Below are 19,503 nucleotides of genomic sequence, written 5' to 3' on the forward strand. Positions count from 1 at the left end.
GGATCAGTCCTTTGCCTTTTCCAGCTGCCCGGTGACGGTCTCGAGAAGTTCGGTCCAGGACTTCTCGAACTTCTCCACGCCCTCGTTCTCGAGGGTCAGGAACACGTCGGTGATGTCGATGCCGATCGCGCTCAGCTTGTCGAAGACGGCCTGCGCGTCGGCGCCCTTGCCGGTCACCGTGTCGCCGGTGACGTCGGCGTGGTCCGCCGCGGCGTCGAGGGTCTTCTCCGGCATCGTGTTGACCGTGTCCTTGACGACCAGCTGGTCCACGTAGCGGGTGTCGGAGTACTCCGGGTCCTTCACGCCGGTGGAGGCCCACAGCGGACGCTGTGCGTTCGCGCCCGCCTCGGCGAGCTTCTTCCAGCGGTCCGTGGCCGAAAGCTCCTCGAACGCCGCGTAGGCGAGCCGCGCGTTGGCGATGGCGGCTTCACCGCGCAGCGCCTTGGCCTCGTCGGTGCCGATGGCGTCGAGCCGCTTGTCGATCTCGGTGTCCACACGGGACACGAAGAACGACGCGACCGAGTGAATGCCCTTGAGGTCGTGGCCGTTGGCCTTCGCCTGCTCAAGACCGGCGAAGTAGGCCTCGATGACCGCCCGGTACCGCTCGACCGAGAAGATCAGCGTGACGTTGACGCTGATGCCCTCGGCCAGGGTCTTGGTGATGGCCGGGAGACCCTCTTCGGTGGCCGGGATCTTGATCAGCACGTTCGGCCGGTCCACGGTCTTCCACAGGTCCTGCGCCTCGGCCACCGTCTTGTCGGAGTCCTTGGCCAGCCGCGGGTCCACCTCGATGGACACCCGGCCGTCGACCCCGTTCGTGGCGGTGTAGACGTCGCGGAACAGGTCCGCGGCGTTGCGCACGTCGGTGGTGGTCAGCTCGCGGATGGTGGCTTCGACATCGGCGCCGCGGGCTGCCAGCTCGCGGGTCTGCTCGTCGTACGCCTCGCCCTTGGACATCGCGTTGGCGAAGATCGTCGGGTTGGTCGTCACGCCCACGACGTGCTTGTCGCGGATCAGGCCGGCGAGGTTGCCGGTGTTCAGGCGCTCACGGGACAGGTCGTCGAGCCAGATCGACACCCCTGCCTCGGACAGCTGAGCGAGTTTGTCGTTGCTCATGCTTTCCCCTTCAGTTCAGTTCTTGGTGTTGGCGATCGAGCGACGGGCGGCGTCGACGACGGCTTCCGCGGTGAAACCGAACTCGCGGAACAGAGTGCCGGCGTCGGCCGAGGCACCGAAGTGCTCGATCGAGACGTTCTCCCCGGCGTCACCGGTGAAGCGGTGCCACGAAAGGGCGATACCGGCTTCGACGGAGACGCGTGCCTTGACCGACGGCGGCAGCACCGAGTCCTTGTAGGACTGGTCCTGCGCGTCGAACCACTCGACACACGGCATCGAGACGACGCTCGCCGTGATGCCGTCGGCTTCGAGGGTCTTGCGGGCCTCGACGGCCAGCTGGACCTCGGAGCCGGTCGCGATCAGCACGACCTGGGGCTTGCCGTCGGACGCTTCGGCGAGGACGTAGCCGCCCCGCTTGACGCCTTCGGCGCTGGTGCCCTCCAGGACCGGCACGTTCTGCCGGGTGAGCGCGAGGCCCGACGGGTGGTGGACGTCCTCCAGGACGGCCTTCCACGCGTAGGCGGTCTCGTTGGCGTCCGCCGGGCGGACGACGTTGAGGCCGGGGATCGCGCGCAGCGAGGAGAGCTGCTCGATCGGCTGGTGGGTCGGTCCGTCCTCGCCGAGGCCGATCGAGTCGTGCGTCCACACATAGGTGACCGGCGCCTTCATCAGCGCGGCCAGCCGCACGGGCGGGCGCATGTAGTCGGAGAAGATCAGGAACGTCGCGCCGTAGGGGCGGGTGCCGCCGTGCAGCGCGATGCCGTTGAGGATCGAGCCCATCGCGTGCTCACGGATGCCGAAGTGCAGCGTCCGGCCGTACGGGCTGGTCTTCCACATGTCGGTGGAAGCCTTCTCCGGGCCGAACGAGTCGGCCCCCTTCATGGTGGTGTTGTTGCTCTCCGCGAGGTCCGCGGAACCGCCCCACAGCTCGGGAAGCGGGTCGGCGAGCGCGTTGAGCACCTCACCGGAGGCCTTGCGGGTCGCGATGCCCTTGGCGTCCGGCTCCCACTTCGGCAGGTTGTCGGCGAAGCCGTCGGGCAGCGTGCGGGTGGCCATCCGGTCCGCGATCTTCTTGCGCTCCGGGTTGGCGGCGCCCCACGCCTCGAACTTCTCCTGCCACTCGGCGCGCGCGGTCTTGCCGCGGTCGACGGCCTGGCGGGTGTGGGCGATGACCTCGTCGTCGACCTGGAAGTTCCGCTCCGGGTCGAAGCCGAGGATCTCCTTCACCGCGGCGACCTCTTCGGCACCGAGCGCGGCGCCGTGGGCCTTGCCGGTGCCCATCTTCTTCGGCGCCGGGTACCCGATGACGGTCTTCAGCGCGATGAACGACGGGCGCTCGGTCTCCGCCTTCGCGGCCTTGATGGCCTCTTCGATCGCGACGACGTCCTCGCCACCCTCGACGACCTGGGTGTGCCACCCGTAGGCCTCGTAGCGCTTCACGACGTCCTCGGACAGCGCGATCTTGGTGTCGTCCTCGATCGAGATCTCGTTGTCGTCCCAGAAGACGATCAGGTTGCCGAGTTCCTGGCGGCCGGCGATCGACGAGGCCTCGGCGGTGACGCCCTCTTCGATGTCACCGTCGGAGGCGACCACGTAGACGTAGTGGTCGAAGATGCTCTCGCCGACGGCGGGCTCCGGGTCCAGCAGGCCGCGCTCGCGGCGGGCGGCCATCGCCATGCCGACGCCGTTGGCGAGACCCTGGCCGAGCGGGCCGGTGGTGGTCTCGATGCCCTTGGTGTGGCGGTACTCCGGGTGACCGGGGGTCTTCGAGTTCCACTTGCGGAGCTGCTTCAGGTCTTCCAGCTCCAGGCCGAACCCGGCGAGGTACAGCTGGATGTAGAGGGTGAGGCTCGAGTGCCCCGCGGAGAGGATGAAGCGGTCGCGGGCGGGCCACTCGGGGTCCGCCGGGTCATGACGCAGCGTCCGCTGGAACAGCGTGTAGGCGAGCGGCGCGAGGCTCATCGCGGTGCCGGGGTGACCGCTGCCGCAGTTCTCGACCGCGTCCGCGGCGAGCACCCGAACGGTGTCGACGGCCCGCGTGTCGAGGTCGGTCCAGTCGGCGGGCACGTTGCGCCGGAGGAGTGGGTTCTTCTCGCTGGTAGAGGCGGTTTCGGACACTGAACTCGAACTCCCCGTCATCAGGTTGTGGCTTCTCTTCCCTCGTGGGTAACCCACGTGTACCGCTACTAATCTCAATCGATCCGGAAGGGACGATATTCCTGCTCCGGGCCGTTCGCAGAGGCACGCCGCGACCTACCGCGGCCAGCCTAATGGTTCGGCCGGTCGAGGACCCGCGATCACCCTCTGGAAACAGCACGTCTAACATCGAGGAAGGGTTCAGAACGCAGGGATCCGGGGCCTGCCACATCACCCGGAAGCCTGGTGGGCCCCGGCCCGAAAACTGACGCAGGGAGTGAAATGTCGTTGGTGAACGCTGCGCACGGACGCAGTGACAGCACCAGCGCCGTACATCCGACCGGTGAACGACCGCACGGTGGCCGGCGAACAATCCGCCAGGTCGTCGGCGCGTACGCCGCCCTCGCGAAGCCCAGGGTGATCGAGCTCCTCCTCGTCACCACGATTCCCGCGATGTTCCTGGCAGGCCGGGAAATCCCGTCGCCTTGGCTGGTACTCGCGACGCTCGTGGGCGGCACCATGGCCGCCGGTAGCGCGAACGCCTTGAACTGCGTCATCGACGCGGACATCGACAAGGTGATGAACCGCACCAAGCGCCGTCCGCTGGTGAAGGAATCGGTACCCCGCCGCGGCGCGCTGATCTTCGGGCTCGTACTCGGTGTGCTGTCCGCCGTGGTGCTCTATTTCACGGTGAACCTGCTCTCGGCGATTCTCGCGATCGCGACGATCCTGTTCTACATCTTCGTCTACACGCTGGTGCTGAAGCGGCGTACGTCACAGAACGTGGTCTGGGGCGGGGCGGCGGGCTGCATGCCGGTCGTCATCGGCTGGGCCGCCGTCACCGGCACCGTCGAGTGGCCCGCGTTCGTGATGTTCGGCGTCATCTTCTTCTGGACCCCGCCGCACACCTGGGCGCTGGGCATGAAGTACCGCGACGACTACGAGCGCGCCGGCGTGCCGATGCTGCCGGTGGTCGCCACCCCGCAGCACGTGGCGCGGCAGATCGTCATCTACTCGTGGGTGATGGTCGCCTGGACGCTGCTGCTGGTCCCGGTGACGAGCTGGATCTACACGACGTTCGCGATCCTGGCGGGCGGCTGGTTCCTCTTCTACGCGCACAGCCTGAACGCGGCGGTGCGGCGCGGCGAGGAGACCAAGCCGATGTCGCTGTTCCACCGGTCGAACACGTACCTGATGATCGTGTTCGTCGCGCTGGCCGTCGACTCGGCCATCGGCCTCCCGGCCATCGGCCTGCCCTTCTAACTCTCTCTCGTGGGGGGCGTGTCCCAAGGGGTGGCACGCCGCGACGCGCTGGGTTACCCGTCGGTACGGTCCGGCGAGGTGACGTCCACAACCGAACGCCCGGCCACGGTTCGCGCCGTGCGGGCGACCATGGCGGTCGCCTGCCTGGTCGTCTTCACGGCCCAGATGGCGACGACGATCTACCTGCCCTCCCTCCCGGTGATCGAGCACGACTTCGCGGTGTCGCGCAGCTTCGCGGCGCTCTCGGTGTCGCTGTTCGTCATCGGCGCGGCGGCGCCGGTGGTGCTGTGGGGCTGGGTGGCCGACCGCCTCGGACGGCGTCCGGCGATGCTCGCGGCGCTGGGCCTGTTCGTCGTCTCCAGCGCGGTGCTGATCGTCAACACCGCGCCTGCCTGGCTGCTGATTCTCCGGTCCCTGCAAGGGATCGGCGCCGGCGGCGCGGCCATCATCGCCCGTATCGCGGTCCGGGACCTCGGCGGCGGCGACGCGCTCGCCAAACGGCTTTCGGTGCTGTCCATCGCGTTCGTCACCGCGCTCGGCGGAGGGCAGTTCCTCGGCGGGCTGATCGGCGGGTGGCAGGCCGGGTTCGCCGTGCTGACCGCGGCGGGGGTGATCTGCGTCATCGGCACCTTGGTGATCCCGCTCGCCCGGGGCGGTGAGGAGAAGTCCGGCGTGATCCGGATCTACCTCAGGATCCTCACCGTTCCGGCGTTCCTGCTGCCGACGATCGCGGCCGGACTCGGCTTCGCGACGATCGTGCTCCTCCAAGAGGTCGCCCCGTTCGTCTTCCAGCAGCACTTCGGCCTGAGCGCGGACCAGTACGGCGGCCTGGGCCTCCTGTTCGGGCTGGCCTACTTCGGCGGCGCGTTGCTGGTGAACCGGCTGGCGGGCAGCAAGGGCTCGTCCTGGCTGATGCGGGCGGGCGCGCTGGTCATGACCGGTGCGGGCGCGCTGACGATCGCCTTGTGGCTGATCCCCGGGATCCCGCTCACGGCCGCGCTCGTGACGTTCGTCGCGCTGTACTGCGGGACCACTTTCGGCCAGGCCGCGCTCTTCCCGAGCAGCATGGCCGTCGCGGTGAGCGAGGTGCCAGGACACGGCGCCTACGCCGTCGCGCTGTGCGGTTTCGTCGCGCAGTCCATCGCGGGTGTCGCGGCCACCTTCGCCGTCCTGCTGCACGAGAACCTCGTGTGGGCGAGCGTCGCCACCGGTCTTTCCCTGGCGGCCTTCCTCCTGGTCCGCGTGCGCACGCGGGAATGAGATGATGGCGGGCGCCGTTGTAAACCTTTCGGCCCCTGTCCCACCTCTCGAAAGCAGGCTGCTTTTGTCCGTGTCCCCGGACCGGGAACTCGACGCGCTCGAGCAGGACGTCGCGCTCGAGCAGGAGTACGTCACCACCCTTTACCGCAAACTCGACGCCGAACGCGTCGACGCGCAGCGCAGGCTCGACCAGACGCTGCGCCAGACCGGCGGCACCCCGCAGGCGCGCACCGAACGTGACGTCGCCACGACGCTGTACACCGACAGGCTCTCCCAGCTGGGTTCCGTCGAGCAGGGACTGTGCTTCGGCCGTCTCGACTTCCTGCCCGAGCACGCGGAGGAGACCACCTACATCGGGCGGCTCGGGCTGTTCGACGAGGACGACGACTACCGCCCGCTGCTCGTCGACTGGCGCGCGCCGGTCGCGCGGCCCTTCTACCTCGCCACCGCCGCCTCGCCCGAAGGCGTCCGCCGCCGTCGTCACATCCGGTCGCTGAGCCGGAAGGTCGTCGGCGTCGACGACGAGATCCTCGATCTCTCCGCCGCCGACCAGGGGCAGGACCTCGGGCTCGCGGGGGAGGCCGCGCTGCTGGCCGCGCTCGAACGGCGTCGCACCGGAGAGATGAGCGACATCGTCGCCACCATCCAGGCCGAGCAGGACCGCATCATCCGCGCGTCGCCGAACGGCGTCCTGGTGGTCCAGGGCGGTCCGGGCACCGGCAAGACCGCGGTCGCGCTGCACCGCGCGGCGTACCTGCTCTACACGCACCGGCAGCAGCTCACCACGCGCGGCGTGCTGGTGGTCGGGCCGAACAGCACGTTCCTCCGCTACATCGGGCAAGTGCTGCCGTCGCTGGGGGAGACCGGAGTGCTCCTGGCCACGATCGGGCAGCTGTACCCGGGCCTGGACGCCACCGGACCGGTCACCCGCGAGGCCGCCGAGATCAAGGGCCGCCCGGTGATGGCCGACGTGCTCGCCGCCGCGGTCCGCGATCGCCAGCGCGTGCCGGAACCGGTGCTGGAGATCGAATTCGAGCGCGAGATCCTCATGCTCGACCGCAAGACCTGCACCGAGGCGCGGACGCGGGCCCGCCGGTCGCGTCGCCCGCACAACCTCGCCCGGAGGATCTTCGTCTCGGACCTCCTCGACGCGCTGACCCGCCAGGCCGCCCGCAAACTGGGGGAGGACCTGCTCGACGCGCGGGACGTCCAGGACATCCGCGCCGAGGTCTCCGCCGACAAGAACGTGGCCGCCGCGATCAACGGACTGTGGCCCAAGCTCACCCCCGAGATCGTGCTCGACGAGCTGTTCGCCGACCGCGAACGATTGCGGAGCGCGTCCGGGAAAGCCTTGCCGGACACCGATCGTGAGCATCTCTACAGCCCGACGGACGCGAAGTGGAGCCCGGCCGACGTCCCGCTGCTCGACGAACTCGCCGAGTTGCTCGGCGAGGACGACACGGACGCCCGGGCCGAGCGGGCTCGCCGCGAGCGGGAAGACCGCGCGTACGCGGAGGGCGTGCTCGACATCCTCGAACAGGACGAGGAGATCATCGACGAGGAACTGCTGCGGGTGGGCGACGTCCTCGACGCCGAGCTGTTCGCCGAGCGCCAGCATCGCCGCAGCGAGATGACCGCGGCGCAACGGGCGGCCCAGGACCGGACCTGGACCTTCGGGCACGTGATCGTCGACGAGGCGCAGGAACTGACCGCGATGGACTGGCGGCTGCTGATGCGCCGGTCGCCGAACCGGTCGATGACGCTCGTCGGCGACGTCGCCCAGACCGGGGCGGCCGGGGGAGCGCGGACGTGGGGCGAGGTGCTGTCCCCGTACGTCGCCGATCGCTGGCGGCTCGAAGAGCTGACCGTGAACTACCGGACCCCGGCGGAGATCATGGCGGTCGCGTCCCGGGTGCTCGCCGACGTCAACCCGGAGCTGGAAGCGCCGGTTTCGGTGCGGGAGACGGGTTTCGAGCCCTGGCTGCGTTCCGTGAAGCCGACGGATCTCACCGCGGACCTGCCGGGGATCGTCGACGCCGAACTGTCCGTTGTGGACGGTGGGACGGTCGCCGTGCTGTGCCCGGTCCCGCTGATCGAGACGGTGTCCGAGGCACTCGGCGAGGCGGGAGACCGGGTGTCGGTGATGCCGGTCGAGCGGGCGAAGGGTCTCGAGTTCGATTCGGTGGTGCTGGTCGCCCCGGACGAGGTCGTCGCCGGGTCCCCGCGCGGGCTCAACGATCTTTATGTGGCCCTGACCAGGGCGACCCGTCGGATGGGCGTAGTGCAGACCGGTGACCTTGTTCCGGCGCTGGAGGGTCTTGGCTAAGGTCGGCCGCATGCGCACATTCGGCAAGATCGTGGTCATCGGCGCGGGCGTGCTCGCCCTGGCGGCCTGTGGCGAGAAACAGAACACCGCAGGTTCGGCCCAGTCCTCCGGTGCGGCCCCCGCGTCGGCGTCGTCGTCGGCCCCGGCCGCCCCGAAGGGCAAGGAATGCACGGCGGAGGACGTCAAGACCACCGGGAAGTTCGGGGAGGCGCCGACCATCACCATCCCGGACGACTGCGACCCGCCGAAGAAGCTCATCACCAAGGACCTCGAGCCCGGCACGGGTGAGGGTGCCAAGTCGGGTCAGCAGCTGAAGATGAACTATTCGCTGGTCACCTGGTCCAACAAGCAGAAGCTGGACAGCTCCTTCGACCGCGGCGAGCCGTTCGACCTGACACTCGGCGCCGGCATGGTCATCAAGGGCTGGGACCAGGGGCTCGAAGGGATCAAGCAGGGCGCGCGGCGGCTGCTGATCATCCCGCCGGACCTCGGTTACGGCGAGGGCGGCCGCGGCATCGCGCCGAACGAGACCCTGGTGTTCGTCACCGACGCGGTGAGCGTCCCGACCGACAAGGGCTGATGCCGGCAGGAGCTGAAGGGGCCCTTCACCGCATCTCACGTGGTGAAGGGCCCCTTCGCTGCATCCGATGCGGGGAAAGTCCCCTTCAGCCGCGGTACTCCCAGGTGAGCAGGGTGATCTCCAGCCCCTTCTCGACCTTGGTCTCGGGAGGCGAGTCGGTCAGGGCGTAGCCGACGCGGCGCGCGACGGTCTCGCTCGCCGCGTTCTGGGCGTCGATCTGCAGTCGGAGCGGTCCGAGACCGTGCTCCAGCGCGTACGCGGTGAGGACCCGGAGAGACCGCGCCGCGAGATCCTGGCCTCGGTGCGCCGGGCCGACCGCGTAGCCGAGCTCGACGTCGCCTTCTTCCCGCAGGAACAGCACGACCTCGCCGAGCGGCTCGCCGCCGTCGGCCGTGATGGCCAGCCGCAGGCCCTTGCCGTCCGCCCGGCGGACGACGCTCTTCTCGTAGTGGGCCTTCGCCGCCGCCTCGTCGAACGGGGACGGCAGCGGCGTGAACCGCGCGACGGCGGGGTTGTCGAACAGCCCCGGCATGAACGCGACGTCGTCTTCGATCCAGTCCCGCAGGACGAGACCGTCTCCGGTGAGCCGGACCTCCTCCGGCCAGGCCGCGGTCACGGGATCAGCAGGAGCTTGCCGGTGGTGCGCCGCCCCTGGAGGTCTTCGTGCGCCTGACGGGCGTCGGCCAGGGGGTAGCGGCCGCCGATCCGGATGTTCAGCGAGCCGTCTCCGACGGCGGCGAACAGTTCGTTCACCCGCCACTCCAGTTCCTCGCGGGTGAGCACGTAATGCGCCGAGGTCGGCCGGGTGAGGTACACCGAGCCGCTGCGGTTGAGCAGCTGCGGGTCGATCGGCGGCACCGGGCCGCTGGCCGCGCCGTAGAGGGCGAGCAGGCCGCGGATCTTCAGGCTCGCCAGGCTGCCGTCCACAGTGGACTTCCCGACGCCGTCGTAGACCACCGCGACACCCTTGCCGCCGGTGAGCTCGCGGGCCGCGGCGGCGAAGTCGACCTGGTCGTAGCGGATGACGTCGTCCGCGCCTGCCTGCTTGGCGAGTTCGGCCTTCTCGTCGGTGGAGACGGTGCCGATCACCCGGGCGCCGCGTGCCTTGGCCAGCTGGACCAGCAGCAGGCCCATCCCGCCCGCGGCGGCGTGGATCAGGACGTCGTCGCCCGCCTTGACCTCGTAGGTCGAAGCGATCAGCGCGTGCGCGGTGACGCCCTGGAGCATCGTCGCGGCGGCGGTCTCCGTGGTCACGCCGTCCGGGATCTTCACCGCGACCGCGGCGGGGAGCAGCCGTCGCTGGGCGTAGCTGCCCAGCGAGCCCTGCCAGGCGACCCGGTCGCCGACGGCGAAACCGGAGACGTCCGCGCCGACCGCGGCCACCGTCCCGGCGCCCTCCATGCCCAGGATGAACGGCTTGTCGACCGGGTAGATGCCCTCGCGGTGATAGGTGTCGATGTAGTTGACGCCCGCCGCGGCGACGTCCACGAGCAGTTCCCCCGCACCGGGATCGCCGACCTCGACTTGCGTCAGCTCAAGGACTTCGGGACCGCCGGTTTGCCGGATCTGCACTGCCGTGGGCATACATCCTCCTCGTTCAAGGTCGTTCCGACCGGCACAACTATGGCCGACGCCACGGTTATTCCGCGTCCCGGGCCTTTCGCGGTTAAGCTCGGCCCGTGGCTGAGACCGAAGAGAAGACCGAGACCGCCGCCCCCACGTCGCGCCAGGTCGCGGCCGCCCGCGACTTCGTGAAGCGGCACGGGAAGCCGTCGCGCGCGGTGGTGGAGAACATCGGGCGGATCGGTGCCCGTGTCGTGCTCGTGGGTGCCGACGGCGCGCTCGGTGACGTCGTCGTCTCCTCCACGGAGGCCGGCGACGCTCTGGTCGAGGCCGTCGAGGACCTCGAACCCGCCGAGTGGGACAGCGAGACCGTGAAGGCCACCAAGATCGGCGCCGAGCACCGCCGCCGGATGGCGGGGAAGTGACCGGCTCCGCGATCTTCGCCTCCTGCTCCGGGGTGCCGGAGGGCGACGGCGACGAACACGCCGTTCCGGAGGCGCTGGCCGACCTCGGTTTCAAGACCCGCTGGGCCGCCTGGGACGACACGACCGTCGACTTCGGCGCCGCGGACATCGTCGTCCTGCGCGCCACCTGGGACTACGCCGAGCGCCGCGACGAGTTCCTGTCCTGGGCCGAATCCGTGCCCGCGCTGTCCAATTCGGCCGAAGTCGCGCGGTGGAACACCGACAAGTCCTATCTGGCCGAACTCGGCGACGCCGGGGTCGCGGTCGTGCCGACGACCCTGATCGCGCCGGGCGACGAGACCCCGCGCTGGCCCAAGGGCGACTTCGTGCTGAAGCCCGCGATCGGTGCCGGATCCCGTGGTGTCGGGAAGTTCTCGCCCGAAGGCGCCGAGCACGCCGCGTCCCATCTGAAGAGCCTTCACACCGCGGACCACACCGTGGTGATGCAGCCGTATCAGTCCAGTGTGGACACCGAGGGCGAGCTCGCGCTGGTGTTCTTCGGCGGCGTGTACTCGCACGCCTTCTCGAAGGCCGCCATGCTGGGCCGGGAACTCGACGAATCCGGTTTGTGGGTCTCGGAAAAGCTCGGTTCCGCGCAGCCGCCCGCCGCGTTCCGCGCACTCGCCGAGGACACCCTCGACGCGACGGCGGCGCTGCTGGGAATCCTGCGCGCGGAACTGCTGTACGCCCGCGTCGACCTCGTCGCCGGTCCGGACGGCAGGCCACTGCTGCTGGAACTGGAGCTCGTCGAGCCTTCGCTCGGTTTCCGTCAGACCGATGCCGCTGCCGCTTGGCGCTTCGCTTCCGCCGTGCGGCAGCAACTCTCCTGACGCAAGTCGTCCTCTAGCTGCGGTAGCTGCACGCGCAAGTACCGCAACTAGAGGACGAATCGCGGGGGGTCAGGCGGGTTTCACGAGCTTCGCGGCCAAACGTTCGGGCTTCGGCCACCGCACGTCCCGTGCCCAGCCGAACTTCTCGAACAGCCAGATCACCCGCGCCGACACGTCGACCTGTCCGCGCAGGACGCCGTGCCGCGCGCAGGTCGGGTCGGCGTGGTGGGAGTTGTGCCACGACTCGCCCATGGACAGGATCGCCAGCGGCCAGAAGTTCGCGGCCTTGTCACGGCTCGCGAACGGACGCTCGCCGACCATGTGGCAGATCGAGTTCACCGACCAGGTGACGTGGTGCAGGAACGCGATCCGGACCAGCCCGGCCCAGAAGAACCCGGTCACCACACCCCACCAGGACCAGCTGAGCAGTCCGCCGAGTACGGCGGGCAGCGCGAGGCTGAGCGTGATCCACAACCAGAAGTAGCGGTTCACCACGCGAAGATCCTTGTCGGCCACCAGATCCGGCGCGAAACGCTCGTAGTTGGTCACCTCGCGGCTGAACATCCAGCCCATGTGCGCGTGCCAGAACCCGCGCAGCAGCGCCGTGGGCGAAGTCCCGAACAGCCAAGGGGAGTGCGGGTCGCCTTCGCGGTCGGCGAAGGCGTGGTGGCGACGGTGGCTGGCCACCCAGAAGATGACCGACCCCTGCACCGCGAAACTCCCGGCGATGGCGAGCGCGATCCGCAGCGGCCGCCCGGCCTTGAAGGCGCCGTGGGTGAAGTAGCGGTGGTAGCCGACGGTCACCCCGAGCGTCCCGACGGTGTAGAACACTGCCGCCAGCACGAGATCGACCCAGGTCATGCCCCAGCCCCAGACGATCGGCACGGCGGCGAGCAGCGCGACGAACGGGACCAGCAGGAAGGTCTTGAGTATCAGCATCTCCCCGGAACCTCGGCGATGGGAGATCAGGGGCTTGGACTGACTGGCCGGTGCGTCCGGCTCCGTGCTGGCGGTCATGCGACACCTCGTGCCTCGACTCGGTGGTGACCCCCGTGTGGGGCACCGAACGCAGCGTAAGGGCATCGTCTGGCGAGCACCCCGCCCGGGGGTTACGTCCGGTTTGCCGGAGGGTCAGTTCGAGGTGGCCAGTGCGTGCTCAGGCGCCATGGCCGAGGTGACCGGACCACGATCACGTGATCCGCACCACAGTGCCGCCGTCGAGATGATCACCAGCGCCGAGCCGAGGACGTGGAACGAGACCAGCGCCTCCGGCACACCGAGGGCGTACTGCACCGAGCCCAGGACGCCCTGGGCGAGCGCGATCACCCACACGATGGTGTACCGCTGCCACAGCTGCTTCGGCGTCTCGCCTCGCATCAGCTGGAGCCCGAAGACGGCCAGCACGATCAGGTAGATCACCAGCAGTCCGCCGTGGACCTGGGTGAGCGTCTCGATCGGGGCCTGCAGCCGGTGGGTGCCGGGGTCGCCGCCGTGCGGGCCGGCGCCGGTCACGGTGGTACCCGCCACGAGGACGGCCCACATCGACACGGCCAGCGCGATCAGCGTCTTGCGGCCCGCGTCCGGGATCAGCCAGCGGGCGGGCTCGTCACCCTCCTTGAACGCGCGCAGCAGCAGGACCGCGAGCCAGACCAGGGGAGTGGAGGCGAGGAAGTGGAGCGCGACGGTCCACCATTCGAGTTTGGCGAGCACGGTGATCCCGCCGACGACGGCCTGCAGCATCACGCCCGCGGGCATCGTCCAGGCCAGCTTCACCAGACGGCGGCGGCTCGGGTGCTCGATCTGCACTCGCCACGCGGTGATCACGCACAGCGCGGCGACGGCGATGACGACGCCGGTCAGCATCCGGTTGCTGAACTCGATCCATTGGGTGAGCGCGTCGAATTCGGGGTGCGCCACCGGCACGATGCTGCCTTCGACGCACTGAGGCCAGGTCGGGCAGCCGAGGCCCGAACCCGTGACGCGGACGACCGAACCGGTGACGCCGATTCCGGCCTGGGCGATCACCGCCGCGATCGCGACCGCTCGCTGGACCGCGAACGAGGGATACGGCAGACGCGCTACAAGGCTCTGGAACGGCACCGCCCGATGCTAGAACGACGTTCCTGAGAGCGTTCCACCGGCCGTACCCGCTGTGTCGGCGGCCTCAGAAGAGCCTCAGGTGAGCTTGGTGGTCTTGCTCGCCAGCGCGCCCGCGACGACGCCCCAGCCGACGAGGACCGCGAACGGGCCCCAGCCGAACGAACCGTCGAGCAGTACCGAGCGCAGGCCTTCCGCGAGCGCGCCCGAGGGCAGCAGCTCGACGATCGTCGCGACGCCCGAAGGCATCGTCGACGGCGCCAGCAGGATGCCGCCGGCGAGCAGCAGCACGAACCAGACGATGTTCGCCAGCGCCAGCACGGCTTCCGCGCGCAGCGCCCCGCCGAGCAACAGGCCCAGCGCCCCGAATGCGAAGGTGCCGATGACCAGGAACGGGATCGCGCCGAGGATTCCGCCCAGCGACGGCGACCAGCCCAGCAGCGCGGCGACGGCGCCGAGGATCACCGCCTGCAGCGCGACGACGACCAGCGCGGCGGCCACCCGGCCCGCGACGAGCAGCCAGCGGGGCAGCGCGGTGGCGGAAAGTCGTTTGAGGACGCCGTATCGACGGTCGAAGCCCAGTGCGATGGCCTGTCCGGTGAACGCGGACGACATCACCGCCAGCGCCAGGATCCTCGGCGTGATCCAGTCCACTTTGGACGACGAGCCGAGTTGCGACGACGGCAGGATGTCCAGCAGTGACAAGCCGATCAGCAGCGCGAGCGGGATGAGCAAGGTCAGCAGGATCTGCTCGCCGTGGCGCAGGGTCAGGCTCGCTTCGACCTTCGCGTGCGTGCGCAGCATCTTGCCGAGCGAACCGCGGCCGGGGGCCGGGGTGAACGTGCCCGGGGCGAACCGCGGTGCCGGTGTCGTGGTCATGCGCGCAGTTCCCGTCCGGTCAGTTCCAGGAAGACCTCTTCCAGCGTGCGCTTGCCGACCTGCAGTTCCTCGGGCATGACACCCTGCTGCGCGCACCACGCCGTCACGGTCGACACCACCTGCGGGTCGATCGCGCCCTCGACGAGGTACGTCCCCGGCGCGGATTCGCGCACGAGGTGGCCTTCGGGCAGGGCCGCGGTCAGCAGGCCGGTGTCGAGCCGCGTCCGGGCCTTGAAACGCAACTGCGCGGCTTCGCCCGCGTCGACGGTCAGCGACTGCGGGGAGCCTTCGACGACGACCTTGCCGTGGTCCACGATGACGACGGTGTCGGCCAGTGTTTCGGCCTCCTCCATCAGATGCGTGGTGAGCAGCACGCTGACCCCGTCGGCGCGCAGCGCTCCGAGCAGGTCCCAGACCAGGCGGCGGGCCTGCGGGTCCATCCCCGCCGTCGGCTCGTCGAGGAAGAGCAGTTCCGGGCGTCCGACGAGCGCGCAGGCGAGGGAGAGCCGCTGCTGCTGCCCGCCGGAGAGCCGTTTGAACGGCGTCTTGCGTGCTCCCGAAAGACCGAGGACGTCCAGCAGCCAGGCCGGATCGAGCGGGTTCGCGGCACAGGCGGCGACCAGTCCGAGCATCTCGTCGGCACGGACACCGGGATACGCGCCGCCGCCCTGGGGCATGACGCCGATCCGGGGTCGCAACGCTGAGCCGTCCCTCGACGGATTCAGGCCCAGCACGCGGACTTCGCCGTCGTCAGCCCGCAGGAAGCCTTCGCAGATCTCGACGGTGGTGGTCTTGCCGGCCCCGTTCGGGCCGAGCAGAGCGAGCAGTGTGCCACGTTCCATCCGCAGGTCGAGTCCATCGACCGCGGTGGTGGATCCGTAGCGTTTCACCAGCCCGGTGATCTCGACGGCGGGGGTGTTCACGACAGGTCACGATACGGCGTCACGCCGGGACCGAATGCTCCGGGGACGGTCTGGACAGCAGCAGCGGCGAGATGCGGTGGACGATGAACAGCCCCAGCAGCGTGAGGACGCCCGCGGCCGCCCACGCGAACGGCAGGACGTACCCGCGGCCGTCGAAGGTGCTGCCCGTCGTGGGCAGCAGGAACGGCAGGACGGCGGTGACGATCGTCGCGGCGATGCGGAACCGCGAGGTGCCCGCCGCCGCGGCGAGCGGGATGATCGCCCACAGCAGGTACCAGGGCTGCAGCGCCACGTGCAGCACCATCACCGCGCCCAGCGAGACACCGAGGCCGATGATCGGCCGGTAGCGCCAGTTGAAGCTGTCCCACAGGAACTTGACCGTCACGGCGCCCGCCACGAGATAGCCGAGCGTGCCGAGGATCGGCACCATCGCGTTGGTGTGGTTGCCGAGGCCGAGCGCGATGCCGAGGACACCGCCGAGCGCGGCGAGTTCCGACGTCGGCGAGATCCACGAGCGGACCAGTCCCGGTGTCCCGAGCGCGCCGACCCAGCCGAAGCCGAGGCCGGTGCCGTAACAGACCGCCACCAGCACCACGCCGAACAGCAACGCCATCGGCACCGCGGCGGTGAGCAGGTCCTTGAGCCTGCCGTACCAGCGTCTCGCCACCATCACCGTGAAGAACGGCAGCGCCAGGATCGCGTTCAGTTTCACCGCGACGCCGAGGGTGATGATCGCCACCCCGAGCCCGATGAACAGCAATTCACCCCTGGCCAGTGGCGGGGGAGCGTCCCCCTTGAACCGCACCGGCATCCGGCTGAGGCCGATCTCCAGCCCGGCCACCATGAGGCCGATCGCCAGCGCGTCGTTGTGGGCGCCCGCGACGAAGTGGAAGATCAGCAGCGGGTTCGCCGCGCCGAGCCACAGCGCGGTGGCGGGCTGCACGCCGAACCGCCGGGCGAGCCGGGGCAGCGCCCAGATGATCAGGATGACGCCGATCAGCGCGAGCCCGCGCTGCAACAGCACCCCGGTGACGATGTTCCCGCTGCTCAGCGGCGCGAGCCAGCCGCCGAGGCGGAGCAGCAGCGGGCCGTAGGGCGCCGGGGTCTCGCGCCACATGTTGGAGACGCCCGAGGTCAGCGGATCGGACACGCCGAGCGCTTCGGCGGGCCCGAGGGAGTACGGATCCATCCCGCGGGCCACGATCTCGCTCTGCGCGAGGTAGCTGTAGACGTCGCGGGAGAACAGCGGCGGGATGAACAGCAGCGGCGCGCACCAGAGCGCGATCGTGCGGGCGAGCTGGCCCTGGGTGGCGAGGCGGCGGCGCGCGGGCTGGGCGAACCGGCCGAGCAGCAGCCAGCTCAGCACGATGATCGCCATCCCGGCCAGGCCCATCGCGAGCGAAACGGTGGGGATCCGGGTGAACAGCCGCAGGACCGGGATCTCCTGCACCGGGTTGATCACCGGCGCGGCGCCCGCGCCGAGCGAGCCGAGGGCGAGGAACAGGGAACCGACCGCGCCGAACCGGCGGACCACGTTCAGCCCGCGCAGTTCCTTGTCGTCGAGCGGCTCCGGTTCGCGCGGGTGCCCGGGGGTGAGCGTCGACACCGAACCCGCCGCCGAAGCGTCCTCCGGTGCTGCCCCGTCCGTGTCCCGCCGTACCGGGTGATCGCCCACTGCCACGCACGAAGGGTAGCGATCGCGGGAACAGACTTAACGGGTACGTGGTTACCCCTGTGCTTTCGACGGTCAACGTGACCCACGCCACTCCGTGAGGCACCCCTCTTTGCCGTCTCCCCGGAAATACGTCACACTTGTGTTGTGAAAAAGACGGGGACGCGGAACGAGGCCGGTGGCGACATGCCCCGCGCCGAGGTCCAGCCTGTCCCCGCGCAGGTCGGCCCCGAGGGACGGACCAGGCACGAAGTGGCCCGCTTGCTGCTGGAACAGGGTCCGATGACCGCCGTCGTGGTGGCCGAGCAGCTGGGGATCAGCGCCGCCGCCGTCCGCCGTCATCTCGACGCCCTGCTCGCCGACGGCGAGGCCGAAACCCGGGACGCGCCCCGTCGCGGCCCCCGCGGACGAGGCCGTCCCGCCAAGAACTTCCTCCTGACCGAGGCCGGTCGTGCCCGGTTCGGGCACGCCTACGACGACCTCGCGTCCTCGGCCATCCGGTTCCTCTCCGAACACGCCGGCGAGGACGCTGTGAAGGCCTTCGCCGAGGCTCGTGTCGCTTCGCTGGTCGGCCCGCATCAGGAAGCGATCACGCAGCACACGGACCCCGCCGCCCGCGCCGAGGCCCTCGCTGCGGCGCTGACCAGGGAGGGTTACGCTGCGTCGACCCGTCAGGTCGGTGTCGGCGAACAGCTTTGCCAGCACCATTGCCCGGTCGCCCATGTCGCCGCCGAGTTCCCTCAGTTGTGTGAAGCCGAAACCGAGGCTTTCGCGGAACTTCTGGGTACCCACGTGCAGCGACTGGCGACCATCGCACGCGGTGACAACGCGTGCACCACACACGTACCCGTCGTTTCGGCGGGTCACCCGGCCACACCCCGGCCGGGAAGCACGGCGCCCTCTCCTGGGCGCACAGCACGGATCCCGAATGGAGGGAAACCCGCATGACTGCCGCTGCCGAGCAGCGCACTCCCACCACCGCGCCCATGAGCCAGGAAGAGACCATCGAGTCCCTTGGCAAGTACGCGTTCGGCTGGGCGGACTCCGACGAGGCGGGCTCTACTGCCCGTCGCGGACTGAACGAGGACGTCGTCACCGACATCTCCTCGAAGAAGTCCGAGCCGGAGTGGATGCGCGAAGCACGACTGAAGGCTCTCAAGCTCTTCGACTTGAAGCCGATGCCCAACTGGGGTGCGGACCTCTCCGGGATCGACTTCGACAACATCAAGTACTTCGTGCGGTCCAGTGAGAAGCAGGCCACCTCCTGGGAAGACCTGCCCGAGGACATCAAGAACACGTACGACCGGCTCGGCATCCCCGAGGCGGAGAAGCAGCGCCTCGTCGCCGGTGTCGCCGCGCAGTACGAGTCCGAGGTCGTCTACCACTCGATCCGCGAGGATCTGGAGGCGCAGGGCGTCCTGTTCCTGGACACCGACACCGCGCTCAAGGAGCACCCGGAGATCTTCAAGGAGTACTTCGGCTCCGTGATCCCGGCCGGGGACAACAAGTTCTCCGCGCTGAACACCGCGGTGTGGTCCGGCGGCTCGTTCATCTACGTGCCCAAGGGCGTCAAGGTGGACATCCCGCTGCAGGCCTACTTCCGGATCAACACCGAGAACATGGGTCAGTTCGAGCGGACCCTGATCATCGTCGACGAAGACGCCTACGTGCACTACGTCGAGGGTTGCACCGCGCCGATCTACCAGTCCGACTCGCTGCACTCGGCGGTCGTGGAGATCATCGTGAAGAAGGGCGCCCGCTGCCGTTACACGACCATCCAGAACTGGTCGAACAACGTCTACAACCTGGTCACCAAGCGCGCCAAGTGCGAAGAGGGCGCGACCATGGAGTGGATCGACGGCAACATCGGTTCCAAGGTCACGATGAAGTACCCGTCCGTCTTCCTGATGGGCGAGCACGCCAAGGGCGAGGTCCTCTCGGTCGCGTTCGCGGGCGAAGGCCAGCACCAGGACGCCGGCGCGAAGATGGAGCACCTGGCGCCGCACACCTCCTCGACCATCGTGTCGAAGTCGGTGGCGCGCGGCGGTGGCCGCACCTCCTACCGCGGTCTGATCAAGATCGCGAAGCGGGCGCACCACTCGCGGTCCAGCGTGGTCTGTGACGCGCTGCTGGTCGACACGATCTCGCGTTCGGACACGTACCCGTACGTGGACATCCGCAACGACGAGGTCTCCATGGGCCACGAGGCGACCGTCTCGAAGGTCAGCGAAGACCAGATGTTCTACCTCATGTCGCGCGGTCTCGACGAGGCCGAGGCCATGGCGATGATCGTGCGCGGGTTCGTCGAGCCCATCGCGCGTGAGCTGCCGATGGAGTACGCGCTCGAGCTGAACCGCCTGATCGAGCTTCAGATGGAAGGGTCCGTCGGCTAGT

General features: G+C 69.3%; 17 protein-coding genes. 8 read left to right on the forward strand and 9 right to left on the reverse strand.

Annotation, left to right across the window (positions count from 1 at the left end):
* Positions 1 to 3 precede the first annotated feature (3 nt).
* Complete coding sequence (gene tal, locus BKN51_RS06710) at positions 4 to 1,116, reverse strand: transaldolase (RefSeq protein WP_101606783.1); 1,113 nt, start codon at positions 1,114 to 1,116, stop codon at positions 4 to 6.
* Positions 1,117 to 1,131: 15 nt separating this feature from the next.
* The gene (tkt, locus tag BKN51_RS06715; RefSeq protein ID WP_101606784.1) at positions 1,132 to 3,234 is read right to left on the reverse strand and encodes a transketolase; all 2,103 of its coding nucleotides are present in this window, start codon (positions 3,232 to 3,234) and stop codon (positions 1,132 to 1,134) included.
* A gap of 300 nt (positions 3,235 to 3,534) precedes the next feature.
* On the opposite strand from tkt, the gene BKN51_RS06720 reads away from it, so the two are divergent.
* The 4 genes from BKN51_RS06720 (at position 3,535) to BKN51_RS06735 (ending at position 8,681) form a co-directional block, all read left to right on the forward strand.
* Positions 3,535 to 4,515, forward strand: coding sequence for a heme o synthase (locus BKN51_RS06720; RefSeq protein WP_020637180.1), 981 nt, complete (start codon positions 3,535 to 3,537; stop codon positions 4,513 to 4,515).
* An 18-nt stretch (positions 4,516 to 4,533) separates the two neighbouring features.
* Positions 4,534 to 5,775 (forward strand): MFS transporter, encoded by a 1,242-nt coding sequence (locus BKN51_RS06725; protein ID WP_233224109.1) that lies wholly within the window; start codon positions 4,534 to 4,536, stop codon positions 5,773 to 5,775.
* Positions 5,776 to 5,845: 70 nt separating this feature from the next.
* Positions 5,846 to 8,101 carry a HelD family protein gene (locus tag BKN51_RS06730; protein WP_101613085.1) on the forward strand — a complete coding sequence of 752 codons (2,256 nt, stop codon included), beginning with the start codon at positions 5,846 to 5,848 and terminating at the stop codon, positions 8,099 to 8,101.
* Positions 8,102 to 8,111: 10 nt separating this feature from the next.
* Positions 8,112 to 8,681: an FKBP-type peptidyl-prolyl cis-trans isomerase gene (locus BKN51_RS06735; protein WP_101606785.1), complete on the forward strand. Its 570-nt coding sequence runs from the start codon at positions 8,112 to 8,114 to the stop codon at positions 8,679 to 8,681.
* Between the two features lie 85 nt (positions 8,682 to 8,766).
* Here BKN51_RS06735 and BKN51_RS06740 read toward each other — a convergent pair whose 3' ends face one another.
* Together BKN51_RS06740 and BKN51_RS06745 are read right to left on the reverse strand one after the other, a co-directional pair.
* Positions 8,767 to 9,297, reverse strand: a complete 531-nt coding sequence (locus BKN51_RS06740) for a GNAT family N-acetyltransferase (protein ID WP_101606786.1) — start codon at positions 9,295 to 9,297, stop codon at positions 8,767 to 8,769.
* Entirely contained in the window at positions 9,294 to 10,265 is a 972-nt protein-coding gene (locus BKN51_RS06745; protein WP_101606787.1) for a quinone oxidoreductase family protein, read from the reverse strand. The genes BKN51_RS06740 and BKN51_RS06745 overlap by 4 nt, the downstream gene beginning before the upstream one ends.
* A 95-nt stretch (positions 10,266 to 10,360) precedes the next feature.
* Here BKN51_RS06745 and BKN51_RS06750 point away from each other — a divergent pair, with 95 nt between their 5' ends.
* The gene (locus BKN51_RS06750) at positions 10,361 to 10,669 is read left to right on the forward strand and encodes a hypothetical protein (protein ID WP_101606788.1); all 309 of its coding nucleotides are present in this window, start codon (positions 10,361 to 10,363) and stop codon (positions 10,667 to 10,669) included.
* On the forward strand, positions 10,666 to 11,538 hold the full coding sequence (locus BKN51_RS06755) for an ATP-grasp domain-containing protein (protein WP_101606789.1): 873 nt from the start codon (positions 10,666 to 10,668) through the stop codon (positions 11,536 to 11,538). The genes BKN51_RS06750 and BKN51_RS06755 overlap by 4 nt, the downstream gene beginning before the upstream one ends.
* A gap of 69 nt (positions 11,539 to 11,607) precedes the next feature.
* Here the strand turns inward: BKN51_RS06755 and BKN51_RS06760 are convergent, their stop codons facing one another.
* The 5 genes from BKN51_RS06760 to mptB all read right to left on the reverse strand — a co-directional run bounded on the left by BKN51_RS06760 (position 11,608) and on the right by mptB (position 17,043).
* A complete protein-coding gene (locus BKN51_RS06760; RefSeq protein ID WP_101606790.1) occupies positions 11,608 to 12,555 on the reverse strand; it encodes an acyl-CoA desaturase in 948 nt (315 codons plus the stop codon).
* 114 nt (positions 12,556 to 12,669) lie between these two features.
* Positions 12,670 to 13,638, reverse strand: coding sequence for a COX15/CtaA family protein (locus BKN51_RS06765; RefSeq protein ID WP_101606791.1), 969 nt, complete (start codon positions 13,636 to 13,638; stop codon positions 12,670 to 12,672).
* Positions 13,639 to 13,713: 75 nt separating this feature from the next.
* A complete protein-coding gene (locus tag BKN51_RS06770) occupies positions 13,714 to 14,514 on the reverse strand; it encodes an ABC transporter permease (RefSeq protein WP_101606792.1) in 801 nt (266 codons plus the stop codon).
* A complete protein-coding gene (locus tag BKN51_RS06775) occupies positions 14,511 to 15,437 on the reverse strand; it encodes an ABC transporter ATP-binding protein (protein WP_101606793.1) in 927 nt (308 codons plus the stop codon). Before BKN51_RS06775 ends, BKN51_RS06770 begins: the two co-directional genes overlap by 4 nt.
* A gap of 19 nt (positions 15,438 to 15,456) precedes the next feature.
* Positions 15,457 to 17,043, reverse strand: coding sequence for a polyprenol phosphomannose-dependent alpha 1,6 mannosyltransferase MptB (mptB, locus tag BKN51_RS06780; RefSeq protein WP_101606794.1), 1,587 nt, complete (start codon positions 17,041 to 17,043; stop codon positions 15,457 to 15,459).
* Between the two features lie 213 nt (positions 17,044 to 17,256).
* Here mptB and BKN51_RS06785 point away from each other — a divergent pair, with 213 nt between their 5' ends.
* Both BKN51_RS06785 and sufB read left to right on the forward strand, forming a co-directional pair.
* Positions 17,257 to 18,057 (forward strand): helix-turn-helix transcriptional regulator, encoded by an 801-nt coding sequence (locus tag BKN51_RS06785; protein WP_442857694.1) that lies wholly within the window; start codon positions 17,257 to 17,259, stop codon positions 18,055 to 18,057.
* A 38-nt stretch (positions 18,058 to 18,095) separates the two neighbouring features.
* Positions 18,096 to 19,502, forward strand: coding sequence for a Fe-S cluster assembly protein SufB (gene sufB / locus BKN51_RS06790; protein ID WP_409492618.1), 1,407 nt, complete (start codon positions 18,096 to 18,098; stop codon positions 19,500 to 19,502).
* Position 19,503 lies beyond the last annotated feature (1 nt).

This window comes from Amycolatopsis sp. BJA-103 (genome assembly GCF_002849735.1).
GTDB lineage: Bacteria > Actinomycetota > Actinomycetes > Mycobacteriales > Pseudonocardiaceae > Amycolatopsis.

Coding starts and splice junctions, on each gene's coding strand:
- BKN51_RS06760 (WP_101606790.1), bottom strand. CDS start 12,555: ATGACCGCCAGCACGGAGCCGGACGCACCGGCCAGTCAGTCCAAGCCC.
- sufB (WP_409492618.1), top strand. CDS start 18,096: ATGAGCCAGGAAGAGACCATCGAGTCCCTTGGCAAGTACGCGTTCGGC.
- BKN51_RS06735 (WP_101606785.1), top strand. CDS start 8,112: ATGCGCACATTCGGCAAGATCGTGGTCATCGGCGCGGGCGTGCTCGCC.
- tal (WP_101606783.1), bottom strand. CDS start 1,116: ATGAGCAACGACAAACTCGCTCAGCTGTCCGAGGCAGGGGTGTCGATC.
- BKN51_RS06720 (WP_020637180.1), top strand. CDS start 3,535: ATGTCGTTGGTGAACGCTGCGCACGGACGCAGTGACAGCACCAGCGCC.
- BKN51_RS06770 (WP_101606792.1), bottom strand. CDS start 14,514: ATGACCACGACACCGGCACCGCGGTTCGCCCCGGGCACGTTCACCCCG.
- BKN51_RS06745 (WP_101606787.1), bottom strand. CDS start 10,265: ATGCCCACGGCAGTGCAGATCCGGCAAACCGGCGGTCCCGAAGTCCTT.